General features: G+C 69.3%; 25 protein-coding genes and 2 pseudogenes. 16 read left to right on the top strand and 11 right to left on the bottom strand.

What is annotated here, in order from left to right; all coding sequences use genetic code 11:
* Positions 1-34: 34 nt before the first annotated feature.
* Positions 35-1060: a YncE family protein gene (locus AB0L75_RS29700; protein WP_365186876.1), complete on the bottom strand. Its 1026-nt coding sequence runs from the start codon at positions 1058-1060 to the stop codon at positions 35-37.
* Between the two features lie 270 nt (positions 1061-1330).
* On the opposite strand from AB0L75_RS29700, the gene AB0L75_RS29695 reads away from it, so the two are divergent.
* Both AB0L75_RS29695 and AB0L75_RS29690 read left to right on the top strand, forming a co-directional pair.
* Positions 1331-2071, top strand: coding sequence for a hypothetical protein (locus AB0L75_RS29695; protein WP_365186873.1), 741 nt, complete (start codon positions 1331-1333; stop codon positions 2069-2071).
* Positions 2072-2167: 96 nt separating this feature from the next.
* Positions 2168-3013, top strand: a complete 846-nt coding sequence (locus tag AB0L75_RS29690) for an SDR family oxidoreductase (protein WP_365186870.1) — start codon at positions 2168-2170, stop codon at positions 3011-3013.
* A 26-nt stretch (positions 3014-3039) separates the two neighbouring features.
* Here the strand turns inward: AB0L75_RS29690 and AB0L75_RS29685 are convergent, their stop codons facing one another.
* Positions 3040-3540: a DUF3592 domain-containing protein gene (locus tag AB0L75_RS29685; protein WP_365186867.1), complete on the bottom strand. Its 501-nt coding sequence runs from the start codon at positions 3538-3540 to the stop codon at positions 3040-3042.
* Between the two features lie 228 nt (positions 3541-3768).
* Here AB0L75_RS29685 and AB0L75_RS29680 point away from each other — a divergent pair, with 228 nt between their 5' ends.
* Positions 3769-5145 carry a glycoside hydrolase family 43 protein gene (locus tag AB0L75_RS29680; protein ID WP_365186864.1) on the top strand — a complete coding sequence of 459 codons (1377 nt, stop codon included), beginning with the start codon at positions 3769-3771 and terminating at the stop codon, positions 5143-5145.
* Positions 5146-5192: 47 nt separating this feature from the next.
* Here the strand turns inward: AB0L75_RS29680 and cynR are convergent, their stop codons facing one another.
* Positions 5193-6101 carry a transcriptional regulator CynR gene (gene cynR / locus AB0L75_RS29675; RefSeq protein WP_365186861.1) on the bottom strand — a complete coding sequence of 303 codons (909 nt, stop codon included), beginning with the start codon at positions 6099-6101 and terminating at the stop codon, positions 5193-5195.
* 136 nt (positions 6102-6237) lie between these two features.
* Between cynR and AB0L75_RS29670 the strand changes: the two genes are divergently transcribed.
* Entirely contained in the window at positions 6238-6831 is a 594-nt protein-coding gene (locus tag AB0L75_RS29670; RefSeq protein ID WP_365186858.1) for a carbonic anhydrase, read from the top strand.
* 113 nt (positions 6832-6944) lie between these two features.
* Complete coding sequence (gene cynS, locus AB0L75_RS29665) at positions 6945-7415, top strand: cyanase (RefSeq protein WP_365187059.1); 471 nt, start codon at positions 6945-6947, stop codon at positions 7413-7415.
* A 52-nt stretch (positions 7416-7467) separates the two neighbouring features.
* On the opposite strand, the gene AB0L75_RS29660 is transcribed toward cynS, so the two are convergent.
* The 5 genes from AB0L75_RS29660 to AB0L75_RS29640 form a co-directional block, all read right to left on the bottom strand.
* The gene (locus tag AB0L75_RS29660) at positions 7468-8397 is read right to left on the bottom strand and encodes a phosphorothioated DNA-binding restriction endonuclease (protein WP_365186855.1); all 930 of its coding nucleotides are present in this window, start codon (positions 8395-8397) and stop codon (positions 7468-7470) included.
* Positions 8398-8430: 33 nt separating this feature from the next.
* Positions 8431-8859 carry a nuclear transport factor 2 family protein gene (locus AB0L75_RS29655; protein WP_365186852.1) on the bottom strand — a complete coding sequence of 143 codons (429 nt, stop codon included), beginning with the start codon at positions 8857-8859 and terminating at the stop codon, positions 8431-8433.
* 200 nt (positions 8860-9059) lie between these two features.
* Positions 9060-9542 carry a carboxymuconolactone decarboxylase family protein gene (locus AB0L75_RS29650; protein WP_365186849.1) on the bottom strand — a complete coding sequence of 161 codons (483 nt, stop codon included), beginning with the start codon at positions 9540-9542 and terminating at the stop codon, positions 9060-9062.
* Between the two features lie 228 nt (positions 9543-9770).
* A complete protein-coding gene (locus tag AB0L75_RS29645; protein ID WP_365186846.1) occupies positions 9771-10331 on the bottom strand; it encodes a nitroreductase family protein in 561 nt (186 codons plus the stop codon).
* Positions 10332-10519: 188 nt separating this feature from the next.
* Positions 10520-11602 (bottom strand): S1 family peptidase, encoded by a 1083-nt coding sequence (locus AB0L75_RS29640; RefSeq protein ID WP_365186843.1) that lies wholly within the window; start codon positions 11600-11602, stop codon positions 10520-10522.
* A 505-nt stretch (positions 11603-12107) separates the two neighbouring features.
* Here AB0L75_RS29640 and AB0L75_RS29635 point away from each other — a divergent pair.
* From AB0L75_RS29635 to AB0L75_RS29595, 9 genes and pseudogenes are all read left to right on the top strand, one after another.
* Positions 12108-13274 (top strand): annotated as a pseudogene (locus AB0L75_RS29635) (epoxide hydrolase).
* Between the two features lie 144 nt (positions 13275-13418).
* The gene (locus AB0L75_RS29630; RefSeq protein WP_365186840.1) at positions 13419-13898 is read left to right on the top strand and encodes a DUF3574 domain-containing protein; all 480 of its coding nucleotides are present in this window, start codon (positions 13419-13421) and stop codon (positions 13896-13898) included.
* Positions 13899-14083: 185 nt separating this feature from the next.
* Positions 14084-14461 carry a potassium-transporting ATPase subunit C gene (locus AB0L75_RS29625; RefSeq protein ID WP_365186837.1) on the top strand — a complete coding sequence of 126 codons (378 nt, stop codon included), beginning with the start codon at positions 14084-14086 and terminating at the stop codon, positions 14459-14461.
* Positions 14462-14641: 180 nt separating this feature from the next.
* Entirely contained in the window at positions 14642-14884 is a 243-nt protein-coding gene (locus AB0L75_RS29620) for a hypothetical protein (RefSeq protein ID WP_365186834.1), read from the top strand.
* 179 nt (positions 14885-15063) lie between these two features.
* A complete protein-coding gene (locus tag AB0L75_RS29615; RefSeq protein WP_365186831.1) occupies positions 15064-15546 on the top strand; it encodes a DUF6083 domain-containing protein in 483 nt (160 codons plus the stop codon).
* 125 nt (positions 15547-15671) lie between these two features.
* Positions 15672-16493, top strand: a complete 822-nt coding sequence (locus AB0L75_RS29610; protein WP_365186828.1) for an alpha/beta fold hydrolase — start codon at positions 15672-15674, stop codon at positions 16491-16493.
* Positions 16494-17113: 620 nt separating this feature from the next.
* Complete coding sequence (locus tag AB0L75_RS29605) at positions 17114-17905, top strand: amidohydrolase family protein (RefSeq protein WP_365186825.1); 792 nt, start codon at positions 17114-17116, stop codon at positions 17903-17905.
* Positions 17906-17958: 53 nt separating this feature from the next.
* Positions 17959-18347: pseudogene (locus AB0L75_RS29600) on the top strand (hypothetical protein); the annotation flags it as partial.
* A gap of 434 nt (positions 18348-18781) precedes the next feature.
* Complete coding sequence (locus AB0L75_RS29595; protein ID WP_365186823.1) at positions 18782-19783, top strand: DUF2993 domain-containing protein; 1002 nt, start codon at positions 18782-18784, stop codon at positions 19781-19783.
* A gap of 49 nt (positions 19784-19832) precedes the next feature.
* Here AB0L75_RS29595 and AB0L75_RS29590 read toward each other — a convergent pair whose 3' ends face one another.
* On the bottom strand, positions 19833-20810 hold the full coding sequence (locus AB0L75_RS29590; protein WP_365186820.1) for an asparaginase: 978 nt from the start codon (positions 20808-20810) through the stop codon (positions 19833-19835).
* A 161-nt stretch (positions 20811-20971) separates the two neighbouring features.
* On the opposite strand from AB0L75_RS29590, the gene AB0L75_RS29585 reads away from it, so the two are divergent.
* Entirely contained in the window at positions 20972-21394 is a 423-nt protein-coding gene (locus AB0L75_RS29585) for a hypothetical protein (protein WP_365186818.1), read from the top strand.
* 74 nt (positions 21395-21468) lie between these two features.
* Here the strand turns inward: AB0L75_RS29585 and AB0L75_RS29580 are convergent, their stop codons facing one another.
* Both AB0L75_RS29580 and AB0L75_RS29575 read right to left on the bottom strand, forming a co-directional pair.
* Positions 21469-22671 carry a winged helix DNA-binding domain-containing protein gene (locus tag AB0L75_RS29580; protein ID WP_365186815.1) on the bottom strand — a complete coding sequence of 401 codons (1203 nt, stop codon included), beginning with the start codon at positions 22669-22671 and terminating at the stop codon, positions 21469-21471.
* Between the two features lie 82 nt (positions 22672-22753).
* Complete coding sequence (locus tag AB0L75_RS29575) at positions 22754-23473, bottom strand: NAD(P)-binding domain-containing protein (RefSeq protein ID WP_365186812.1); 720 nt, start codon at positions 23471-23473, stop codon at positions 22754-22756.
* Between the two features lie 93 nt (positions 23474-23566).
* On the opposite strand from AB0L75_RS29575, the gene AB0L75_RS29570 reads away from it, so the two are divergent.
* Complete coding sequence (locus AB0L75_RS29570; protein WP_365186810.1) at positions 23567-24529, top strand: YafY family protein; 963 nt, start codon at positions 23567-23569, stop codon at positions 24527-24529.
* Positions 24530-24590: the final 61 nt, after the last annotated feature.

Here is a 24590-nt window from a genome sequence, read left to right as displayed (position 1 = left end):
GCCGGGCCGACCCTAGCCGACGCCCTGTGAGAGGTCAGGAAGTGGGGCCCAGAGCAAGGCCGTTGGGGTAGGCGAGGCCGTGACCGAGGGTTCCCGTCACCCTGCCGGAGCCGGTGGCAAGGGCGGACACGGAACCTGTGGACTGGTACTGGGCGAGGTAGACGGACTTGCCGTCCTTCGATACGGCCAGGTCACCGAAGGACGGTGTGACGACGAACTGCCGGGCCTTCAAAGTGCGCGTGTCGACGGCTGCGACACCGCTGCCGGTGTCGGAGGCATAGAGCGTCCGGCCGTCGGGGCTCAGGACCAGATCCAGCGGCCGGCCTCCGACAGCGACCTTCTTGGGTGCCTGGGCGGGCTTGCTGGTGTTGTAGACGTCGACCGCGCCGCCGTAGTAGTCGGTGGCATAGAGCTGTTTGCCGTCGTGGCTCAGCCGGACGCGGCGGGCGAAGGGGGCGCCTGCGGAGAAGACGGCCTGCTGGGCTCCGGTTCGGGCATCGAGGGCGACGACGTCCTTTCTGGAGTAGACGCCGATGTAGACGGTCTTGCCGTCGGCGCTGACGACGGCGCCTTCGGCGGGACCGGGCAGCGTGACCGTCCTGACGACCTGCTTCGTGGCGGTGTCCACGATGGCCAGCTTCTGAGCGACCATCGAGGTGACGTACGCGTGCTTCTGATCTCCGCTCAGGGTCACGTAGTCGGCGTCGATGCCGAGCGGCACGGCGGTGGTCATCTTCTTGGCGGAGGTGTCGACGACGCCGAGGGTGCCGTTGTGGAAGTTGGCGACGTAAGCGGTGCGGCCGTCGCGGGTAAGGGCGATGGACCATGGCTCGGCCTCGACACCGACGCCGATACGGGCGGACTCCTTGCCGGTGGACGGATCGATTCCGACCAAGTGGCTCTGCCCGTCACCGCTGTCGGTGGCGTCGGAGGTCCACAGGGTGCCAACCGTTCGGCTTGTCATGGGAGTTGTGGAGGCGTGGGCGGCGGTGGACCTCGTGGCGACGAGCGCGGCGACGGCGAGCGCGGTGGGGAGTGTGCGCGATGTGCGGCGTGCCATGTCCAGACCTCCGGTTGGGAAGCGATGGGGACCGGTGCATTCCTGCGGCCACCGGAACGCTAGACGTCCTCGCTGGTGGTGTCGACGGACCGGAGGCCATCCGGCGGCACCTTCCCGGCCGGTTCCGGACACCGGCCGAATCCGGCCAACTGGACGTGGCAGAACGGCTGTTGAGGACACGGGGACGCTGGTCGCTCACGTGTCCTCGCACTTCCCACTAGGGTGAGCCGTGGATCAGGATGTGAGGTCGAACAGGCAGGGGGACCAGCGGTGGCAGAGGCGAACGGCCCGGCGTCAGAAGGGACTTCGGGACGCGTACTGAATCCGCTGTGGATCATCTCCCTCTTCCTGGGTCTGGCCGAGGTGACGGTCGGAGTGGCTGCCACTCAGGCCGAGGGCTGGATTCAGGGGATGCTCGCGGTCTTCTCCGTCGTCTTCCCGTCCGCGGTGGCGGTGGCCTTCTTCCGTACCCTTCTCACCCGCCCGTTCGTGCTGTACGCGCCGAGGGACTACCCCGACGCACCGAGCATCGAGGCGTACGTGACAGCTGTGTCGTCAGCGGCGGGCCGGAATCTGGAGAACGTCGGGTCTGCCGTCAGGCTGGCACTCGAAGAGGTCGTTGTCCCCCGGCTGCCGGCAGCTGATCAGGAGAGGACGGAGGATCTGATCGAGGAGGCCGTGCAAGCTGCGGTGGGCGACTTCCAGCGGCGCTCGGTCGAGGTCGACCTCAGCGGCATCGATCCGTCCATGGAAGTGGCCGTGCTCACCTTCCCGTTGGACATGGTGACCGTCTCTCATGTGCTGGACACCGTTTACCTGACCATCTCCGACCTTGTGGATGCCTACACCTATGGCAGTCAGTGGATCCTCGTCGATCCCACAACTGGTCGCAGGCTGACGGACATCGGCAGTGCCTCGCTCTCTCCGGCCGGCATCCCCAGGGAGGACAACCGAAGCCTCCGGGAGATCGGGGTGCGGCCGGGCAGTCGCCTGCTCGCCAAACGTATGTAGCCGCCGTAGCCAAGGCGCTTCCCAACCGCCGCAGACACCGCAAAGGCCCGAGCCGACGCTCGGCATACTCACCGCTGCCGCTTGGAGGATGTGACGATGATTCTGGTGACTGGCGCGAGTGGGAACGTGGGAACGGCCCTCCTTGCTCGTCTTCATGCCGACGGCGTGGCCGCGCGGGCGGCGTACCGTGATCCGCACACCACGGCTCAGGTGATCGAGTCGGGCGGTCAGGCGGTGACGCTCGATCTGGCCATGCCTGACACGATCGGTCCCGCGCTCGAAGGCATCGAAACCGTATTCCTTCTCGGCGCGACGAGCCCCGCCCAGACGACGCACGAACTCAACATGCTGGAAGCCGCCTGTGCGGCGGGTGTGCGGGTGGTCAAGCTGTCGGTCTGGCGGGCCGACGAAGGACTCTCACCGATCGCCCGGCTCCATCAGCCCGTCGAGCAGTCGCTGGTCACGTCCGGTCTGCCCTGGACGATCCTGCGCCCCAACTTCTATCTGCAGAACTTCCTGCGCCAGCCGTCCATCCGCGAGGCCGGGGAGTTCAGCCTCCCCTTGATCACCGCGCCCATCAGCTTCATCGACACCGGCGACATCGCCCGTGTCGCAGGGCGGGTTCTCACCACCGACGGCCACGACGGCTGCGTCTACGACCTCACCGGGCCGAAGGCACTGACCTACGTTGAAGCCGCCGAAGTGTTCTCCGAGGTCCTCGGCAAGCCGGTGCGCTACGTGGGCCTGCCGGACGACGTAGCGCGTGCGGCCATGCTGTCTCGCGGGATGCCGGAGTTCTACGTCGACGCCCTGGTAGAGGTTGCCCGCGCCTACCGCGACGGCGGTGCCGAGACCGTCACCTCGACCGTGGCCGACCTCACGGGCCGTGCGGCCCTCGGATTCGCCGAATTCGTGCGCCGGAACCGCGCCGCCTTCGCTTGACCACCCAGGCGTCCGAGCCGGTGCGGTCAGTCGCGGAGTCGCTCGGTGGCGAGTGCCGCTGACCCTGCCACGGCCAGCACCAATCCGATGGTGAAAGGGAGCCATCGGTGTTCGATCAGGTCAACGGCGCTCCACCGCAGTACGCCGGCCGCCTGCGCGTCGTTCGGGTCTGCGGGGTCGTACACCACGGTGGTACGGACGCGCCCCTCGTCGTCCCTCGGGCCGCTCGGCACGTAGAGGGTGTGCGCAAGGCGGGACTCGGCGGTGAACTCGGGCAGCCCCTCGGCGTCACGGAAGCTGAGCCACACCCCGCTCGTGGAACACGCGGTGCCGCGACCGGTGGAACACGTCCGGAGGACGGAGGCGTCGCCGGGAACCCGGTGTCCGTGTGCGCGGAGTTCGGATATCCGGTCGGCGCCCTCGACCACCTCGACGATGTTCGCGGCAAGGATGCCCACTCCGAGCAGCGCCATCACCAGCGCGGCGGCAGGACGGCTCCATCGTCTCGTACGTGTGTTGAGCTGCACCTGTTCACGCTATCCGGCGGTGATGCGGGGACTGCACCCGGCCGGGACGTTCGTCCTTGAAGGCGGCACCCGGCTCGGGTCACAGACTTCACCAATGATGCACGAGGCGGTTGACGCGCACATGGCCACACCCTACCTTCTGATCGATTAACCGAACTCTATTCGATATACCGAACAGGCTTATTCATAGATCCAGCAGCGGCCCACACGACACGCCTTGGAGCACGCATGACCACCTCCCGCCGCCACTTCCTCGGCCTGGCGGCCACCACCCCCCTGGCCGTGACCGGTGCGCTGAGTCTCGGCGCCGGCACCGCGCACGCGGCCGACTCGGCGTACGTGATGTGCTACTTCACGGAGTCGACCAGCCTTGGTGAGGGCACCGACTACGGCCTCCACCTCGCCGTCAGCACCGACTCGCTCAACTGGATGCCGCTGAACCAGAACAACCCCCTCGTCACACCCACCGAAGGCGACCTCGGGCTGCGCGACCCCTTCATCCTGCGCAAGCAGGACGGCACGTTCGTCGTCCTGGCCACGGATCTCAAGGGCACCGACTGGAGCTATGTCAGCCAGTACATCCATGTCTGGCACTCCACCGACCTGCGCACCTTCACCGGCTACCACCGGCTGAAGCTGCACGACATGAACACCCACTGCTGGGCACCCGAGGCGTTCTGGGACGCGGGCCGGGGCCGGTACGCGGTCGTCTACTCCGCCGTCAACGACAGCGGGCACAACGTCATCATGGTCAACTACACGACCGACTTCGTCACCGCCTCCGCTCCCCAGGTCTTCTTCGACCCCGGCTACGACGTGATCGACGGTGACATGGCCGTCGGCGTCAACGGCGTCAACTACCTCTACTTCAAGAAGAACCAGACACTCGTCGGCGCGAGATCGACCTCCCTCGAGCCGGGCAGCTTCACGGAGTTCAGCACCGCCGTCTCCCATGGCGGCACCGAGGCACCGACCCTCGTCAAGTCGCTGACATCGAAGGCCTGGTACCTGTGGGGCGACACCTACACCCCCAACGGCGTCTTCTACGCCTGGCAGACCACCGACCTCGCCTCGGGCACCTGGACCGCCCTCGACCAGAAGACCTACACCCAGCCGTTGAACTCCAAGCACTGCGGCATCACCGCCATCAGCCGGACGGAGTACGACAACCTGGTCGCCAAGTGGGGCTCGCCCACCTGGAACCGCCTCAAGTCCTATAACTGCCCGGCCCGTTACATCCGCCACAGCAACTTCGTCGGCCGTATCGACACCTACCCCATCGACCCGCCCACCGACTCCCAGTGGACCCTCGTCCCCGGACTCGCCGACAGCGCCGGTGTCTCGTTCCGGTCGGTCAGCTACCCCGGCCGCTACCTCCGCCACTACGACTACCAACTGCGACTGGACCCCGGCGACGGTACGTCGACGTTCGCCGCGGATGCGACGTTCTACCGCACAGCGGGCCTGGCCGACGCGGGGTGGGCGTCGTTCCGGTCGTACAACTACCCGACCCGCTACATCCGTCACTCGGACTATGTGCTCCGCATCGACCCGATCTCCACGGCCACGGACCGGCAGGACGCGACGTTCCAAGTCGGGTACTGAGCGTGTAACGGCCTGCGCAGAGATGGCCGGATTCCGCTCGCCGGCACCTACGGCGGTGGGGTGTATCCGCGGGTCTGGATGAGGTCGTGGGTGAGTTCGGCGAAGGCGCGGGTGGCGGCGCTGCGGTAGGCGCCTTCGCGGTACAGGAGGGTGACGGTGCGCGGCGGCAGGGGTGGGTCGAGCGGGACGGGGGTGAGGTGGGGGTGGTCGTGGGTGACGGCGTCGGGCAGGACGGTTGCCAGGGAAGTGCGCCGCACGATTTCGGTGAGGGCCTGGATGGAGTTGGCCTCGACCGCGATACGGGGGGCGGCCCGGTGCCGGGCGAAGTAGGCGTCGATGTGGGTGCGGGTGGCGAAGTCACCACTGAGCAGGGCGAGTTGCACGTCCTTGAGGGCCTGTACCGGTAGGGGTTCCGGCCGTCTCCGGGAGCGGTGGGTGCCGGTGACGAGGCCCAGGGTCTCGGTGAACAGCGGCGTCGAGGTGACACCGGGCAGATGGACGCCGGTGAACGCGATCCCGAGGTCGAGGTCGTCAGCGAGCAGGGCCGCTTCGATGCGGTCCTGGGTCGTCTCGGTCAGGGCCAGGCTGATGCCGGGGTGGCGGGCGTGGAGTTCGGCGATGAGCGGGCCGACGAGGTAGGCGGTGAAGGTGGGCGTGACACCCAGGCGTAGGTGGCCGCGGGAGAGGTCCTGGACGTCGTGGACGGCTCGTTCGGCGGCGGCCAGGTCGCGCAGTGCGCGGCGAGCGTGGTCGGTGTAGACGGCGCCGGCGTCGGTGAGCCGGACCGTGCGGCCGGTGCGATCCAGCAGCTGCACGCCCAGGCCGCGTTCCAGTTGCTTGATCTGCTGGGAGAGCGTGGGCTGGGAGATGTGCAGGTCTTCCGCGGCGCGGGTGAAGTTGCCGTGTTCGGCGACGGCGAGCAGGTAGCGCAGGTGACGCAGTTCCAGGACGGCCATAAAGCAACTATAGGAGCAGCTATAGATGCGAGCAATGACTTCTATGGCTAATAGCTCTTGGACTCTATAGCCGCAGGTCGTGCAAGGTGGATTTCGCCAGCCCCCAGGGGCCGGTCGCCACCGAAGGGAGTGACCCATGCAGGACCTCGCCGAGGGCGTCGCCCGTTTCCAGCGGGACGTCTTCCCGGCCAAGGCGGAACTCTTCGCCCACCTGGCCACACATCACACGCCGCACACGCTGTTCATCGGCTGCTCCGACGCCCGCGTCGTTCCGGAGCTGCTCACCGGCTGCGAGCCGGGTGAGCTGTTCGTCATCCGCACCGCCGGCAACCTGGTCCCGGCCTACACCCCCGGCGCGGACGGCGTCGCGGCGAGCGTCGAGTACGCCGTCACCGTGCTGGGCGTGTCCGACATCGTGGTGTGCGGGCACTCCGCCTGCGGCGCGATGACCGCCCTCGTCCAGAGCCAGGACCTGAGCACCGCACCGGCGGTCGCCGACTGGCTCCGGCTCGCCGACGCCTCGGTGGCCCGTACCGCCGTCCCCGGTGACGTAACCGCCCTGGTGCGGCAGAACGTGCTCGCGCAGCTGGCGAACCTGGCCACCCACCCGTCGGTCGCCCGCGCCCTGGCGGAGCGGAAGACCACCCTGCACGGCTGGGTCTACGACATCGGCACCGGCCGCGTCGAGGAACTCTCCACGGCAGGCTCCGGACCTGCTCTCGCGGCCTGACCCCTCCCCCGGATCCGGCGTCGCGTCCGTGACACCGGGCCGGGCCCCACGCACCTGACACTTCATCCTCTGACCGATGAATTGGTCCACTGAGAGACAAGGAAGTACTGATCATCATGCACGCCCAGTTCGACCCCGCCGCCCGTCAGGTCCTCGCCAACGCCGCTGTCGAGGCCAAGACCCGCAAGAACCTCTCCTGGCAGCAGATCGCCGAGGCCGCCGGCCTGTCCGTCGCGTTCACCACCGCCGCGGTCCTCGGCCAGCACGCCCTGCCGGAGCAGTCCGCCAAGTCCGTCGCCGAGCTGCTGGGCCTGGACGAGGACGCGGTGATGCTGCTGCAGGCCGTCCCGACCCGCGGCTCGATCCCCGGCGGCATCCCGACGGACCCGACGATCTACCGCTTCTACGAGATGCTCCAGGTCTACGGCACCACCCTCAAGGCCCTGGTCCACGAGCAGTTCGGGGACGGCATCATCTCCGCGATCAACTTCAAGCTCGACGTGCGGAAGGTCGCCGATCCCGAGGGCGGCGAGCGCGCCGTCATCACCCTGGACGGCAAGTACCTGCCGACCAAGCCCTTCTGACCCCGAGGCCGCGTCACAAGCCGTGCATCACGGCACCGGCGCCCCGGCGCGATCAGCCAGCAGTGGCAGGGCGTGAACTGCCATGGAAAACCTGGCTGGTGTGCCAGTCGCGGTGGGCGGCCGCGACCGTGCCCGCGCCGGGCTGCGGGCCGATGAGTGGACGGCCCGCGAGGGCTATGACGTGCTCGCGGGCGGCCGGGCTGTGCCCGACGAAGCGCTGGGAGACCAGGATGCGGTGACCTCCCCCACTCTCGGCTTCGCTCGAGCGGGGGGACCCCCATCCGACACCGAGGACGCCCTTGTCGAAGAGCTTGTGGTGCAGCGAGCACAGACAGAGCCCGCTCTCGATGTCGTCGGGGCCGCCCAACGCCCACCAGCGCACATGGGCAGCCTCCAGCCCGACCGGCATCGCGCCGATCCTGCCGTCGTAACCGCAGAAGGCACACCGGTACTCGTAAGCGGTCAGCACCAGCTCCCGCATCCGCCGGTCTCGCCGTCTGCGCGCCGTCGAGAGAGGCCCGGTCAGCGCCGGCTCCGGTTCCAGGCCGACGGCTTCGCACAGCTCGCCGTGGAGCGAGGGCGGGAAGTGCAGGTCGAGCAGCAACTTCACGATTCTGCCGAGCAATTGCGGCTCGCGTCGCAACGCCGCCCTCAGGTCCGGCGCGAGCCGTCCGGTGGCACCCGTCCCCCGGAGGTCCCGCACCCCGCTCCCGGGGCTGCCGGGCCCGCGGTCGGTGTGCACTTCCCATACGCCGTCGCTGACCAGGTGGTGGAAGGGGTAGGCGGGCGTCGTCTTGTGCGGCGGGCCGTATTCGGTCAACAGGCTGTGCAGGTCCCGCTCCACCGCGCTGTATCGCAGGCCGCCCTCCGCATCCGCCTGGAACCGGCCGAGGGCGTAGAGGAGCAGCAGCGGCTTGTGCGGAGCGCGGGTTCCGCTCCTGGTCCACTGCCTCAGCTTCGCGGTCCGCTCCAGCCAGTCCATGACAGCTGATCGTAGACGGCCGCCCTGCCCCTCCTACTTGGCTTCCTGCGGTTGCACGGCGGTGACGAGAGCACGCTCCCAGTGCTGGGTGTCTGCGTACTCGCGCATGCTGACGATCTTCCCGTCGCGGACGGTGAAGACACCGCTGTTCTTCTGCTGGTACGGCCTGCCGGTGCGGCCCGTCGCCCAGGAGTCCCACTCGGCGAACACCTGCTCGCCCTCACCGAACAGGTTGGTGACCCTCAGCCCGACCTGCCGGTCCGGATCGAGATGAGCGAAGGCGGTCGCGAGAAACCCGTTGATCACCTGGTCCCGGCCCTCCCAGGTGCCGGAGATCGGCAGCTCTCCGGCGTACCAGCAACTGCCGTCCTCAGCCCACGAGTTCCAGATGGCATCCTGGTCACCTGCCGCCAGCGCGTCGAAGTAGCCTCGCACCACGTCCTTGGGCCCGCTGCTCACCATGAGATGTCCCTCGCCTCTCCTCGTACCGAAGGGCTCCTTCGCCCGGCATCAAGTCAAACGGCAGGGAAGGCGTCGACCAAGAAGCGATCAGCGCACACAGCGATCAGCAATCGTGATCGCCGCAGGTCAGGCGGGATGCCTCATATCGATGCCTGACCGTGGCCAGCTCATGAGGCACCCTGTCCCCTGTCCCCTGTCCCTCATCCGAGTCGGCCGGGCTCGTAGTCGCCGCCGCGCTGCCGGACGATGACGCCCATGCGGTTGGTGGCGTTGATGAGGGCGATGAGCATGACCAGATCGGAGAGCTGGTCCTCGTCGTAGTGCTTGGCGGCGGTCGACCAGGCCTCGTCGGTGACGCCGCCGGCCGCGTCGGCGATGCGGGTGCCCTGCTCGGTCAGGTCCAGGGCGGCGCGCTCGGCGTCGGTGAACACCGTGGACTCCCGCCAGGTGGCGACCAGGTTGATACGGGTGGAGGTCTCCCCCGCGTGCGCGGCGTTCTTGCTCCAGACATCGGTGGCGTAACCGCAGCCGTTGATCTGGCTCGCGCGCAGCAGCACCAGCTTCTGGGTCGCGGCCGGCAGCGTCGAATCCTGAAGGATCGTCTTGCTAGCCAGGCCGAAGTGTCCCGCGGCCCTGGCCGCGGTGGAGGTCGGGTTGCTGAACAGGTTCACACGAGCAGCCACTGTGCACTCCTTGGTGTGGTCGTAGCCGGTCGATCAGAAGACACCGCCGACCCGATCCTTGTGACACCGAGGTTGGGGCGAACAGTCGGGTCGCGGCGCCGGCTGCGATGCTTTTCGTGCCGACGCTGGGCCAAGCCGTCCTTCACAGGCGTCTCGCACACCTTCCCGCCCTGCGCCTCTGCCCGCAGCCGCATGTGTGCCGCCCGGCGTTGTCGACACGGGTTCGTGCTACTCCGACAGCGACCAGGGAGCGGAGAGCAGATCGGCGATGCTGCGCCGGTCGCGGCTCTCCGGTGGCTCTCCGGCCGCCTTGCCCAGCGCGATCATGGAGATGATCGCCCATCCCGGGTTCGGGCGCAGTTCCTTGGTGAGGCCTTCCAGATCGAAGGCGCGGAACTGGTGGGCGGCCAGTCCCATCGCCTGAGCCTGGACGGTCATGTGGGCGATGGCCTGACCGAGGTCGTAGTCCGCGAACTCGGAGTAGAGCAGCTGCGTCTCGCCGACGTGGCGGCGCGCCAGCGTGACGACGAGCAGGCCCGCGTCCGTCGCCCACCGGGCCGAGCTGGGCGCGAGGTGGCGCACCACCTGCTCGTGCGTCGGCTCGCCGGGCCGACTCGCGAAGAAGCCCCATGGCTGGGAGTTCCCCGCGGACGGTGCCCACCGCGCGGCCTCCAGCAGCAGGCCCAGGGAGTGGTCGTCGACGGCGGCCGAGGGGTCGAACCGGTAGGGGCTGAACCGTTCGGCCAGCAGAGGATGGATGCCGACGGGCGGTTCGAGATCACGTTGCATGTCCGGGTGCAACCGATCACCGTACTGCCGTATTCCGGCGCCGACGTCGATCGTCGTACGGGCGTGTTCCAGGGCCGGAAGACTGCGCTGCTGGAAGTCGCCGCACGTGCGGATGCCTCAACCAGCCCCCGGTGAGCGCTGGTTGAGGCGGTTCCGTCACGGTCACGGATCGACTGGCGACCTTCCGGTTACGGAAGCGTGGCCCCCTCCGCGTTCAGTGCCGCCGGCACCGGCTGGAAGAAGGTCTCACCGCCGGATGTGCAGTCGCCGCTGCCGCCCGAGGTCAGCCCGATGGCCGCGTCGCCGTCGAAGAGTGCACCGCCGCTGTCGCCGGGCTCCGCGCACACATTGGTGTCGATGAGCCCGGAGACCGAGCCCTCCTCGTAGTTCACGGTCGCGTCGAGTCCGGTGACGCTCCCGCCGTGGAGACCCGAGGTGCTCCCGCTGCGCTGGACCGATTCGCCCACGTAGGCGTCGGCGGCGCGGGTGATCTGCTGGCTGCTGCCGTCGTAGAGATCGACGGCACTCTCGTGGTCGCTGTTCGCGTCGTCGTACTGGACCAGGGCGTAGTCGGTGCCGGGGAACTGCGAGTCGACGGTCTGGCCGACCTCCCCGCCGCCCTGCGAGTCGGACCATGACGAGGAGGCGTTGCCGCAGTGTCCGGCGGTCAGGAAGTACGGCGCGCCGTTCACCGTCACGTTGAACCCGAGGGAGCAGCGCACACCGCTGCCCCAGATGGCGTCGCCGCCCGCGATGAACGGCTTGAACGCGGTGGCGGCCCGACGTACGACAACCTTGTCACCGAGCGAGTTGACCACGGTGTTCAGCCGGGTGCGCTTGGCTCCGGTGACCGTCGGGTCGACGGTCACCACCACCTTGTCCTGGCGGGGATCGATCGACCAGGCGGTGCCTGCGATCCGGGCCCGCTGGGTCAACGCACCCAGGGCGCCGCGCAGTTGGGTGGTCGAGTAGCGCACGGTTCTGGGGACCGCGCCGGTGCCGCGGACCTGCGCGGCCGCGGACGGGTCGGTGATGTTGACGACGAACCGGTGGGCCGCGGCGTCGTAGTAGGAACCTGCGGCACGGGAGCCCAGTCGCGTGACGAGTGTCGCGGCGGATGCGGCACGGGCCGCGGCCGGGGTGGACGCGGCAGCAGCGGGGGCGGCCGTGGCCGAGCCGGCGCTGGGGAGCAGGGCCGCGCCTGCTGCGAGGACCGCGACGCTCGCTGCGGTGAGCGTGCGGGTGGTGAGAGCTGTTCGGCGGTGTGCCATGTGGAGCCTCCAGTGGGGGTTGCCCCGCCCACTCGACGGGCCGGGGCCGGAGGTGTGACGGACATGGGACGCCCTGACCCCAAGAGTCAGACGTGCCCATGCCAAACGCCGACGAGTATGGCGATGTACTCCCGCCACAACAAGGAAGGATTCCGGCCGCACATCCGGTACGACGGCCAGCCGGGCGCCGCCACCATCTCCACACTCCGAGCCCCCGGCCCGGCGCCCCGCGTCACGCACAGTGCCTACCATCGCGCCGGCCGCCCACGCTCGGTTCACCCACCGCTGGCCGATACGCAACCTTTCCGTCCGGAATCCGGACCAGCCGTCATATTTTTGGAACCCTCTTGGCTGACCGATGACCTGACACGACACCACACCGTCAGCCCGACCGGTGACGCCCTGAGCCGCACCGCAGGAAACCGCGGGGGCGACAGCGGCGGACTCTGACGCCCGCTCAGCGCGTCCCGCCCAGTGGCGCGGCGCGGGCTGTAGCGTGCGTCCCATGCCGGACGCGCCGCTCCGACCCGAACCGTTCACCCCGTACACCGCCCCCGCCGCGCTCCAGGACCTCCGCGCGCGGCTGCGTGCGACGCGGTGGCCGGATGCGCCCGAGGACGCCGGCTGGTCGCTCGGGACCGACCTCAGCTATCTCCGCGAACTCGTCGCCTACTGGGCCGAGGAGTTCGACTGGCCGGCGCAGGAAGCCGCGCTCGCCCGGCTCCCCCGCTTCCACGTCCCCCTCGGCGGCCTGGGAATCCACTTCGTGCACGCCCGGGCCGGGCCCGTCCTCCCACTGATCCTCGGCCACGGCTGGCCGGACTCGTTCTGGCGCTACACGAAAGTCATCCCGCTCCTCAACGACCCGGGCGCGCACGGCGCCGACCCCGCCGACGCGTTCGACGTGGTCGTGCCCGACATGCCGGGCTACGGGTACTCCGACCGTCCCACCGGCCCCCCGCTCGACACCATCGCCGTCGCCGGTCTGTGGGCCGAGCTGATGAGCGTCCTCGGCTATCCGCGGTTCGGAGCGGCGGGCGGGGACCTCGGCAGCCATGTCAGGCGCTATCTCGCCCTCGACCACCCCGACCGGGTCGTTGCCGTCCACCGTATGGACGCGGGCCTGCCCGTCTTCACCGGTGACCCGGCGGACCTCACACCCGAGGAACGCACCTGGCTCGACGGCGCCGCGGCCTGGGGCGCGACCGAGGGCGTCTACGCCGCCGTACACCGTACGAAGCCCCAGACCGCCGCCGTCGGGCTCACCGACTCGCCGGCCGGGCTGGCCGCGTGGATCGTCGAGAAGTTCCGGGCGTAGAGCGACTGCGACGGCGACGTCGAGCGGAGTTTCGCCAAGGACGAGATCCTCACGAACGTCACGTTGTACTGGCTCACCGGGACGATCGGGTCGTCGATGCGCATGTACCACGCGAACGCCGCGATCCCGGCCGCGCAGCACGCCCGCCGGGTCGAGGTATCGTCCGGCTTCTCGCTCTTCCCCGGCGACGTCGTCCGCCCGCCTCGGGCCTGGCTCGAACGCACGGCGAACGTCGTACGCGTGACCGAACCCGCGCGCGGGGGCCACTTCGCCCCCTTCGAAGAGCCGGACCTCTACGCAGAAGAACTGCGCGCATTCTTCCGCCCCTACCGCACGGCGCCGTCGTCCGGATGAACCCCGCACGATACGCACCACACGACAAGCAATCCGTTCGTCCGCCACTCGACAAGGTGAAACGGACGGCGAAGCTCAGCGCGTTCAGTGCACCCGCCGCTACTTTCCGAGGGGATCGTCGGACGAGACCCCAAGGACGTGCCTGTGCCCCGCACAAACTCTGCTCGCCTCCGCATGGCCGTACTGGCCCTCGGCACCGCAATCCTCTGTGCGAGCGCCCCCGCCGCCTACGCGACTCTTGTCGACGGAGGTGGGCGCCCGGCCCAGGCCTCAGCACCCGTCAGGGCACCGGGCACGCCCTACATCAAGACCGAGCTTCTGTTCGGGACCGCCAAGCCCGACGGCGGCCGTCCGGTGACCGACAAACAGTTCCACGCTTTCGTCGACGAGTTCATCACCCCTCGCTTCCCGGCCGGCCTGACCATCGAAAACGCTTCCGGCCAGTACCGGGACTCGCACGGAATCATCGAACACGAGCGCTCGTACAAGCTCACCCTCCTCTACCCGAGGGGCGAGGCCAACGCCAGCAGCGGGAAGATCGAGGCGATCCGGGCCACCTACGACAAGCGTTTCCACCAGGAATCCGTGGCTCGCATCGATGACGTCGAAAGCGTCGATTTCTGATCACATCCGCCAGACGAAGACCATCCGTCCGACACCAACGCCGAAGGCACCGATCAGGCCACCCCAGATGTTGCTCGACAGGTCGCCCGGCCGGCGGGCTGGGGACTTCCGGAGCGCATCCCATCGGGGTGACCGTCGTTGGACCGTTCATGATCACATCTCTGTGCCGAGTCGTTCTCTCAGCGGTGTCTGCGGTCGTCCTCACCGCCGGTACCGCCACAGCAACCCCCGCAGCAGTCGCCCACAAGCAGAACCTGACCCTCACCAACGATGCCAACGGGCAGGCCGTCGCCGCGCGGGCGGGCGACGACATCACTGTCCGGCTCGTGGGAAAGCAGGCTGATGGCGAGACGTGGATGTGGAGCACGCCCACCGCCGGCGACGACGAGGTGCTGCGGAAGACCACCAGCAGCGTGGACGCGAAAGGCGACGCCAGTGCGGTGTTCCACGTCCAGTCCGGTGGAACGACCACGCTCGCCTCACAGATGCGCTGCGTGTCCGGCCCTGGCCAGGCCTGCCCTCATGCAGTCATGCCGTGGCGGGTCACCGTGACGGCGCAGTGATGCCGACTACGGTCTCTCCATTCCGGCTGAGCCCGAACCTGGCCGAGCCGGGCCCTCTTCACGGCCCAGATGGACAAGGGTCTACTCCCCCTCGCGCTCGCCGACCGATCACAGCTCTACCCGATCGGGCGGTGAGCACGTTCAACGCCATGCCGCACTCGCCCTCTAGGATCCGTGCCTGTGACAGAGGTACCCGAAGAGTTGATCAGGCTGGAATGTTCCGCCGAAGAAGAACGCGCGAAGCTCGCGGGCCTCACCGGTGAGGCGTACGACGCCCAGTTGCGCCGCTGGCGCCAGAAGTTCGATGCCGTACAGGCGGCCATCACCGCGCACGCCGAAGCCACAGACGCCAGCCGGCACGAGGTGGAGCAGGCCGTGAAGAGGGCCGTACAGCACGCGCAGGAGGATCCGGCCGTCGAGTAGCCGACGTCCGGCGCAATGCCGCTGGCCCAAGTTGCCGGACGCGTTCGCCCGCGACGCCCTGGTCGGCACGGAGTATTGCCCGGTGCCCGCTGGGCACTCCGCGTGAGCCTGTCCTCTGCATCACTTGCGCCCCGGTCGCGCCCTACCCCGTCTCTGCGGCGGCCCGCACGCTCGACTCCATGGGGGAAGACGACAGCATCGTGCCGTTACTCGGCCCCGACGGACACCGGCAGTGGTCGCCCGGTACACCCCAGCCGTGGGAGAACGCCGACCGCGCGCAGGCCGCCGTCGACGGTGCCACCGGCCCCGAGCCGCCCGCTCCCCCGTCGTGCCCGAACTGCGGGCTCGCCGGGGAACGGCGGCTCACCTATACCGGGCAGCACGTTCTCCTGGAACCTCGGCTCACCGTGCCCGCGCATCTGGTGCCCGGAGGGCACCGCTGGTACATCGACGCGAACGGGATCGCTTGGAACGGTGGCCTGGACGCACCGCTCCCCGGAGCCCACTGCCGGATCCCCCACCAACTGGCCTGCCCCGGCCTCACACTCGACGAGATCCAACCCTGGCGGTGGCTGGCCGCGGTCCGCGACTACAACGGGCTGCTCGTACAGCAGACCACGCACGAGAAACGCCGGCACGAAGGCCTGCCGGACGCCGGCTGAGCGACGTCAGCCGTATAAGCGCTGGGCGTGAACTCCCGTGATTCCATGACCGCGCACATGCAGGTGCCGAGTACAACCTCTCTGCCGCCCTGCCGTCCTGCCGATCATGAAGCTAGGGTGCGGGCATGAATGCCATCACCCTGCGCGGCGCCACCATCGACTACGACGATCTCGGGCCCTCGACCGGACGGGCGGTCCTGCTGATTCACGGGCACCCCTTCAACCGCACCCTGTGGGCACCCCAGGCCAAGGCACTGAGCGAAGCCGGGTACCGGGTCATCACCCCCGATCTGCGTGGCTACGGCCGCAGCAGCGTCACCCCCGGAAAGGTCTTCCTCTCCGACTTCGCCGATGACCTCGCCGCGCTCCTCGACCACCTCGGCATCGAGCGAGCGGTGGTCGGCGGCGTCTCCATGGGCGGCCAGATCACCATGGAGTTCCAGCGCCGCCACCCTCAGCGGGTGCAGGCACTCGTCCTGTCCGACACCTCCGCCCCTGCCGAGACCGACGAGGGCAAGAAGTTCCGAAACCACTTGGCCGACAGGCTCCTTGCCGAGGGGATGGACGGCTACGCGGACGAGGTGATCGACAAGATGCTCGCCGCGTACAACGTCGTTGAGATGCCGGCTGTCGCGGACCGGGTCCTGGGCATGATGCGCGCCACCGATCCCCGTGGCGCAGCGGCGGCACTGCGTGGGCGGGCCGAACGCCCCGACTACCGTGACACGTTGGCCTCCGTCCGGGTACCGGTGCTGATCGTTGTCGGCGCGGACGACGTCTATACGCCGATCGCGGAAGCCGAGGCGATCCGTGGTCTCGTCCCCCAGTCGACCATGACCGTCATCGAACGAGCAGGGCATCTGCCCAGCGCCGAACAGCCTGAGCGCTTCAACACCGCCCTGTTGGACTTCCTCACCACACAGGTGACCCCCTTGACTGAGCCGTAGCTGACCCTGGCAAGCGTCGTCGACCTTGCCGGCGGGCGGGTGGCGTCCGCCCGGCGAGAGCGGTGGTTCTTGCCCGGGCCGGCTCCCTAGGGGCCACGATCCCCGTCGAGGCGGGCTCTGGGCTCGACGGGGCCCGCGCTGCCGACGGGCAGGGGCGGCGCGCGCCCTGGGCGGGGGATCTGCGGGGCGGGGACCTGCGGGGACGGGGACCTGCGGGGCGTACGACCTGGCCGGGGCCGACGTGACCTGGACCACACGCCTGTAGGTCTTCCGCCACGGCCGCTGGAAGCGTAGGTTCCGTTTACCCCGCGACAGCGCCCTTGAGGGCGCCGGTCCGCCGGTCCCGGGGCGGCGGACCAGCGGGGGCCAAAACTGCACACATCACAGGACTGGGCCACAGCCCGGCAGGACCTCGCCCGCATGGCGCGACATCCGCCCATGCCGTGACACCAGGACGGATCGCGCCCCTACTGATGCCGACGCGGCCGATTGACGATCGGGGTGCGCGCGGCGGCACACAGCAGCTAGGCTTGCACTAAGCGATCGCTTAGCCACTTGTGTGCCCTTGGCAACGATGCCAGGAGAGAGGCGAGAAGCCCGTGCCAGTCATCGATGCACGGATGCAGCACCCCACGCTCCGTCACTCCAACCACGAGATGTTCGAGTCGTTGCGCCGCTGGACGGGGCAGGGGCTGCTGGCAGAGCCCTTGCCGGTCAAGTCCACCATGGCCGCCATGGCCGCGGCAGATGTGGAGATCGGTCTTTCGGCGGCCTGGTACGGGCCCCAGGGCCCACTGATCAGCAACGACGAGGTGGCCGAGTTCGTCGGCCAGTCCGACGGCCGGCTGCGCGGGGTCGCAGGCGCGGACCTCACCCGGCCCATGCAAGCCGTACGCGAGCTACGCCGCGCCGTTGAGGAACTCGGCTTCCTGGCCCTGCGCATCGTGCCCTGGCTGTGGCAACTGCCGCCCACCGACCGGCTGTACTACCCGCTGTACGCCGCCTGCGTCGACCTCGGCATCCCCTTCTGCACCCAGGTCGGCCACACCGGCCCGCTCCGCCCCTCAGAAACCGGCCGCCCCATCCCCTATATCGACCAAGTCGCACTCGACTTTCCCGAACTGACCATCGTCTGCGGGCACATCGGCTATCCCTGGACCACCGAGATGATCGCCGTGGCCGACAAACACGCCAACGTCTACATCGACACCAGCGCCTACACCGTCCGCCGCTACCCACGAGAGCTGGTTGACTATCTGCGTGGCCGTGGCCGCAGGAAGGTGCTGTTCGGAACCAACTACCCCATGATCACCCCAGCCCAGGCACTGGAACACCTCGGCGATCTCGATCTGGACGAAGAAGCCACCGAACTCTTCCTGTCCGGGAACGCCCGCCGGATCTTCAGCCTCTGATCGCTGAGGTCGGTCGCTCCGACCGCCTCAGACTCGGAACGCCGTCGTCACCCGAGGGCATCGGCGGGCAGATCGGCGACGCCATGCTCACCATCGGGCTCGGCGCGAGGGTCGGCAGGGTGAGGGGGGATTCCGGCGCCGCCCAGCGGATCGCCAGCAGGCTGCTCGACCTGTGCGGACCGCCGTGGGTCGGGCTGCCGATGTCGATCGCCCTGTCCACCATGCACAGCTTCCTGCCGCCGCACCCCATACCCACCGGCCTGGTCAGTGACCGCGTCTTCACCGACGAGGAGAGCCGGGCATGGGCTGGTCCCTGTCGCCGATCATCCTGGCCTGGCTCACCGCCATCCTCCGCATGGCTCTCGGCTCGGCGACCGTCACCGTCGTCACCGCTTCGGGCGTGGCACTGCTCCTGCTCGCCGGCAGCGGAGTCCACCTGGAGTGCGGCCCCATGACGCCACCCAGTTGGCCATCGGCAGCAAGGTGCTCGGCTCCGACCGGTCCCCCTGGGCGACATTGCACGGTGCCGGTCTCCTTCTCCGACGCCTCGTGCCGGACGCGAAGTGACTTATTTCGCCCCTTACTTCAGGTAGGACTTGCAGACCTGGTGCGACTATGTGATGAAATCAGCCGATGCGTACCCCCCACATACAGACGCATCAAACTGCTCAGTCGGACGGGCCTCCCGCTGATCCGGTTCCACCCAGCCGTAATCCATACGACGAACTGGCGGCACTGGCAGACCATCCGCTGGACGACTTCCTGACCGAGGACGGCGCGTCGGCCCAGAAGGGCAACGAAGAGGAAGAGCCCTGGGCGCCGCCCAATCACAGGCGTGGCAGCCGCCGTCGTAATCGCGCCACCGGCCTGCCCACCATGGCCAGATTCCTCATCTGGGTGCTGACGCTCGTCTGCCTCCTCGTCCTCGCCGACCGCTGGGCGCTGCTCTACGCAGAGCACAAGGCCGCAGAACGGCTCAAGGACACGATGCATCTCGCCGCCGCCCCGGAGGTCACGATCGGCGGGTTTCCCTTCCTCACCCAGCTGGCCGCACGACGCCTGGACTCGGTCCGGGTCACCGTCCCCGACGTCCCGGCCCACCGAGTCACCCTCACCCAAGTCACCGCAACCGCCGACGACATACGCATCGACGGCGACGGACCCACCACGGTGAGCGGCGCACTCGTTCGACAGGTGCACGGCCAGGTCCTGCTGTCCTTCGCCGACATGAACCGCGAACTCGGCGCGTCGCAGGTGTCCTTCACGGCCCATGGGCCCGACAGCGTCCAAGCCCACGGCACCCTGCGCATCGCGGGCCGCGACCTGAGCGTACAGGCCGACGCCCGCATCCGGCGCGAGGGAGACCGCGGCATCGCGACCTCCGTGGACGGCATACGGCTCGACATCGACGACCTCGCGACGTACCGGCCCGGCACCGCGCCCACCGAGGGTCTCCACCTGACGCGCGCCGCCGCGAGCCGTCTCACCCGGGAGGCCGAACAGATCAAGTCCCTGCTGACCGTGCCGGAGGTCGTACACCGCCTGGGCGTCCCCGACAGTGCGGTGAGCGCCGCGCTCCACGACGAAAACAAACTCCATCAACTCACCGGCGCACCGCGCTTCCTGCACGATCTGACCACGATCAACCTCGTGGACGTGGCACTCGCCCACCCGAGCCTCCTCAAGCGGCTGGGCCTCGATCCGTCCTTGCTCACCACACTGACCAAGCTCACCCGCCCCCAGATCGCCGACCGTTTCTCCTTCGCCTTCCAGCTCCCGAAACCGCCTGGAGGGGCGCTGCACCTGCAACGCGTGGCCGTGGGCAAGGACGGCATCCACGTCGACGTGTCGGGGGCGGGGCTGCTTCTGGGCCACTGAGTCCGCCCCTCATGCCAGCCGGCACCTCATCCGCACCGGAGGACCAGGCTCAGCCCCGCAGGGCGAACGCTTCCTCGATGTCGCCGCGTCCGGCGCCTGCCGCCAGCAGCAGCCGGAGCAGCACCCTGGCCTTGTACGGATCGAGGAATCCGCCGTCGATCAGCCCGCGCTGCCTCAGGTCCTTCTCCGAGCCGGGTGCGCCGTAGGTGTGCCGCAGGACCGAACCGCTGCCGGTGCGCGAGGTCAGCACCACCGGGATGTGCTCGGCCAGGGTGCCGAGCCGTGGCGCGAGTACGCCCGGTACGTGACCGACGCCGAAGCCGGCCACGACGAGGCCCCCGTGCGTGGTCTCAAGCCCCTGAAGCTGCGCACCGTCGTCATCCAGGGTGACCACGTGCAGGGCGACGCGGGCGGTCTCCAGCCGCTCAGCGTCGAACCGGGCCGGCAACGGCTCGTGCCGGGGCGCGGCGAGGAGCATCCGTACCCGGCCCTCGACGACGTGACCGAGCGGACCGGTGCTCGGCGAGGCGAAGGTCGCGGTGCTCGTGCTGTGCGTCTTGCGCACCCATCGCGCAGCGTGCACCTCGTCGTTGAGGACGACCAGCGCACCGGCGCCGCGTGCCTCCCGCGCCATGGCGACGCGCACAGCGGCGAGCACGTTGGCCGGTCCGTCCGCCCCCGCCATGGCCGGCTGCCGCATGGCACCTGTCAGCACCAACGGCGCCTCGTGCGGCCACACCAGGTCGGCCAGGAAGGCCGTCTCCTCCAGGGTGTCGGTGCCCTGCGTGACGACGACGCCGTCCGCGCCCTCGGCCACGGCCCGCGAGGCGATCGCGACGACGTCGAGGACCTGGGCGAAGGTGAGACTTCCGCTGGGCACGGCCTGTACGTCCCGCACATCCAGGGGGATCGCCAGCTCCGCCAGGCCCGGTACCGCCGCGGTGATCTCGGCACCGCTCAGCCGCGCTCCCCGTGCGCCGCCGGGCACCGATATCGTTCCGCCCAGTGCCAACAGTACGACGCCCAACGCCCGCTCCCTCGCCTCGTGTTCCGCCGGGCGGAGACCCGCCGGGCGCCCCAACCTACAGTCCGGCCGGCGGGGGATATCGGGGCGGGCCATCGCCCGTGGACCGTACGGCGTCAGCGGCCGGTGCCGCCGGATTCCCGGCGCCGTCTATGATCAAGGGCATGTCAGCCCTCCGCGAACGCTCCGCCCACAATCAACTGGCTCCTGGCGAGCAACTCTTGGGGTACGCCTCCGTCGTGCCCGCGAAGAGTGCCAAGGGCGTAGGTGTCGGCGCGTCCATCGGGAACTACCTGGTGAACACCGTCGGTGCCGAGTCCGCCGGAGCCGGCAGCATCGCCGCGGGGATGCCGAGCACCTCTGGCGCGCTGCTGCTGCGCGTGACCGACCAGCGCGTCGGACTGGTCAAGCCGCTGGACGGGACCCCGGTGTGGGAGGTGCCGCGAACCTGGGTCGTCCGGGTCGAACGCCGGCCCCGCACGCAGTTGATGGCCCGCTTCCGGCTGCACTTCTCCGACGGCTCCTGGCTCGCCTTCCTGACCATGCGGCGCCGTACGATCGAGCAGTTCCACTCGCTCATCGGCTGACCCCGGCCCCGGGCCTGCCCTGTTCTGCGGACCCGTCAGGTCCCGTCCCGGCGTCGCCGGGCGACTTGTGGGTGTCAGGCGGCGAGGCGGCGTTCGAGAGGGGTGCGGTAGCAGGGGGTGACGCGGGTGCCGTCGAGGAACGCGAGGGTGCGTCGGATCTCGGCTTCGACGGCGGTGCGGGCTTCGCTGCCGGGGTCGGTCAGCAGGCGGTGGTTGATGTGCCCGTCCTTGTGCTGGGCCCAGGTGCCGATGATGCGGCCGTTCCACCAGATGGTGGGCCCGATGTTGCCGTTGCGGTCGAAGAGGGCCTTGGTGTGTTCCGGGTCGAGGTACCAGTGGCGGTGGCGCCAGCCCATGGGGGTGGGGTCCAGGCTGGGCAGCAGGACTGCTGCGGGCTCATGGTCCTCAGCGCGTTCGAGGTCCTGGAGGCTTTGCAGGTGCGGGAGGTCCTCGGGCAGGACGTACCCGGTTCCTTCGTCGAGTTCCACGGCTTGGGGGCCCGTGGCGGCGAGGGCTCTGCGGGTGTCGGTGACGGTCCATCCCGTCCACCACTTCAGGTCATCGAGTGTCACCGGGCCGAACGCTGCGAGGTAGTGACGGGCGAGCGCGGTCTTCGCCTCCGTTTCGGGGATACGCGGCAGGGGGTGGGCGAGGGTCCACCGGAACTGGGCGGAGGTCCATGATCCGGTCGGCCGGGCCCGGCGGATACGTCCCTCCGCCGCCAGCAGACCGAGCAGGGGTGCGCTGGCCCGCTGCCGGGACTCGTACGGCTTTCCGGGGGACATGACGATCTGCTCGCGCAAGTCGGGTATGTCGCCTGCGAGTTGGGCGGCAGTGGCTCCGCCGCGCACGACCAGGGCCTCCAGCACAGCCTGCTCCACCCGGGCACAGCGGCGCTCGGACCAGCCGAGGGCCTCGCGCAACCGGGCTGTGGCGTGGGTGCGGTGATGGCCGGCGTCGCGTGTGGTGGCGGACTGGATCGCGGGGGCGAGGTGCGCGGGGACGACGAACATGGTGCGGCGCATGCAGCGGATGCGCTCCAGTCCGGGCAGGCCGTCGGGGGCGTGGTAGAGGGAGTGGTCGATGGCGGCCGCGGTCGGGGCACGCATGCGGGCCGCGACGGCGAGGTAGACGGTTGCGGGGTCGGTGGCGTGCAGACCGACCAGTGCTTCGGCGACGCCTCCGGCCGTGTCCTTGCGCACGCCGGGTGCGAGGAGATGACGAACGACGAGGCGAGCGCGGCGCTGCGCGGCGGTGATACGAGGCAGAGCGGTCATTCCAGCGGCCTTTCAGCGCTCTTTCAGCGCTCTTTCAGCGGTTTTCCATCAGTTCTTCAGCGGTCGTTCCAGCAGTGCCGGGTCAGCGGACGACCTTGATGCCGAAGTGGCCGCCGAACTGCTGGCCCAGGCCGAAGCCGATGGCGGAGTGCATGTGCGCGTACATCTCCATGCCGCGCGCGCAGACGAGTTGGCCAAGATCGAGGATGTCCGTCCAGCCGTAGGACTTGAGGAGGTCGATGGCTTGCTGCTTGGCATCCATGTGATCACCGGCGACGAACATGGTGTGCTCCCCGTCGCCGACGCTCGCCGGGTTGACGACGGTGCTCTGCTCCTGGGTGACGAAGGACTTCACGACCTTCGTCCGGGGCAGGGCACGCTGGATCTGCTCACCGAGACTGTCGGTGTCCACCGGCTCCAGCTTGGGCATGATCCCCCACGGGGTCGGCCACGGGTGCTCCGGCTCGTGCTGGTAGATGAACGGCACGGCGTAGTCGATCAGGGTCTTGCCGGCGAGCCGGTCGGCGATGGCGGAGAGCGCGTTGACGGCGCTGTGGCCGTCGATGCCGCTGATGACCAGGCCGTCGGAGGCGGCCGCCGCGTCACCGAAGGTACGCAGGTCGGCCGCCGGGTGCTCGGCGAGGAACCGGCCGAAGGGCGGGGTGCCCATCATGTCGGGCTCGGTGCGGCTCAGTGTGGCCCTGGGGTCGCGGGTACCGACCACGACCTCGTGGCCGAGTTCCAGCAGCTTGGCGATGTGGCAGCGGGCACCGCCGCCGGTACCGAGAACAGCGATCTTCATGGGGAAACCTCCCGTTTTGCTCCGTGCGGACAGGTCCACCGTAGGGTCCTTTCAGGACAAGCTATGTCCTTTAATCGCGGCATCATGGGATCCATGACGAGCGACATGACCGCCCGGATGCTGCGGCTGCTGTCCCTGCTGCAGGCCCGCCGGGAGTGGTCCGGCGTCGGTCTCGCCGAACGGCTCGACGTGACCGTCCGCACCGTTCGCCGCGACATCGACCGGCTGCGGGAGCTGGGCTACCCCGTGGCCAGCGCCCGCGGGCACGCCGGGGGCTATCGCCTGACCTCGGGCAGCGATCTGCCGCCGCTTCTCCTGGACGACGAGGAGGCCGTCGCCATCACCGTCGCCCTGCGCACCACAGCCGGCGGCCTGGCCAGGATCGAGGAGAGCGCCCTGCGGGCCCTGGCCAAACTCGAGCAGGTCCTCCCCCAGCGGCTGCGCGGGCAGGTAGCCGCCCTGCAGACGTCACTCACCGGCATCAGCTGGGAGGAGCGGGGGCCGCGCGTCGACCCGGCCCTCCTCGGCGCGCTCGCCGTCGCCTGCCGCGACCACGAGATCGTCACCTTCGACTACACCACCCGCCACGGCACCAGCAGCACACGCCGGGCCGAACCCTGTCACCTGGTCGAGTCCGGTGGCTTGTGGTACCTCCTGGCGCACGCGACCGACAAGGACGACTGGCGTCTCTTCCGCCTCGACCGGATCACCGACGTCAGGCCCACCGGCCGCCGCGTCGCGCCCCGTCCTGTGCCCGGCGACGACCCCGCCGCCTTCGTCGCCGCCCGCCTCTCGGCTGCCCCCACCCGCTACCGCGCCGTCGCCACGGTCCACGCCCCCGCCGACCATGTCCGTGCCCGCAGCCGCGGCCTGGCCACCCGTCTTCAGCCCATCGACGACCGGACCTGCCGCGTCGACGCCTCCGACGACTACCTGCCGCGCATCGCCCAGACCCTCGCCGGCCTCGACACCGACTACACCCTCGACGCCGACCCGGACGTCCTCGCCCACCTCCGCACCACCGCGCACCGCGCTCTGCACGCCATGGACCCCTGACCCCGGCAGCGAGCCGGGCCGGTCAGTTCACCTGCCGGGTTCTGTCCGGGGTCGAACGCGC

This window comes from Streptomyces sp. NPDC052101 (assembly GCF_040680235.1).
Classification (GTDB): Bacteria; Actinomycetota; Actinomycetes; order Streptomycetales; family Streptomycetaceae; genus Streptomyces.
Note: the sequence above shows the minus strand (reverse complement) of the source record. Positions and strands in the feature narration are given on the sequence as shown.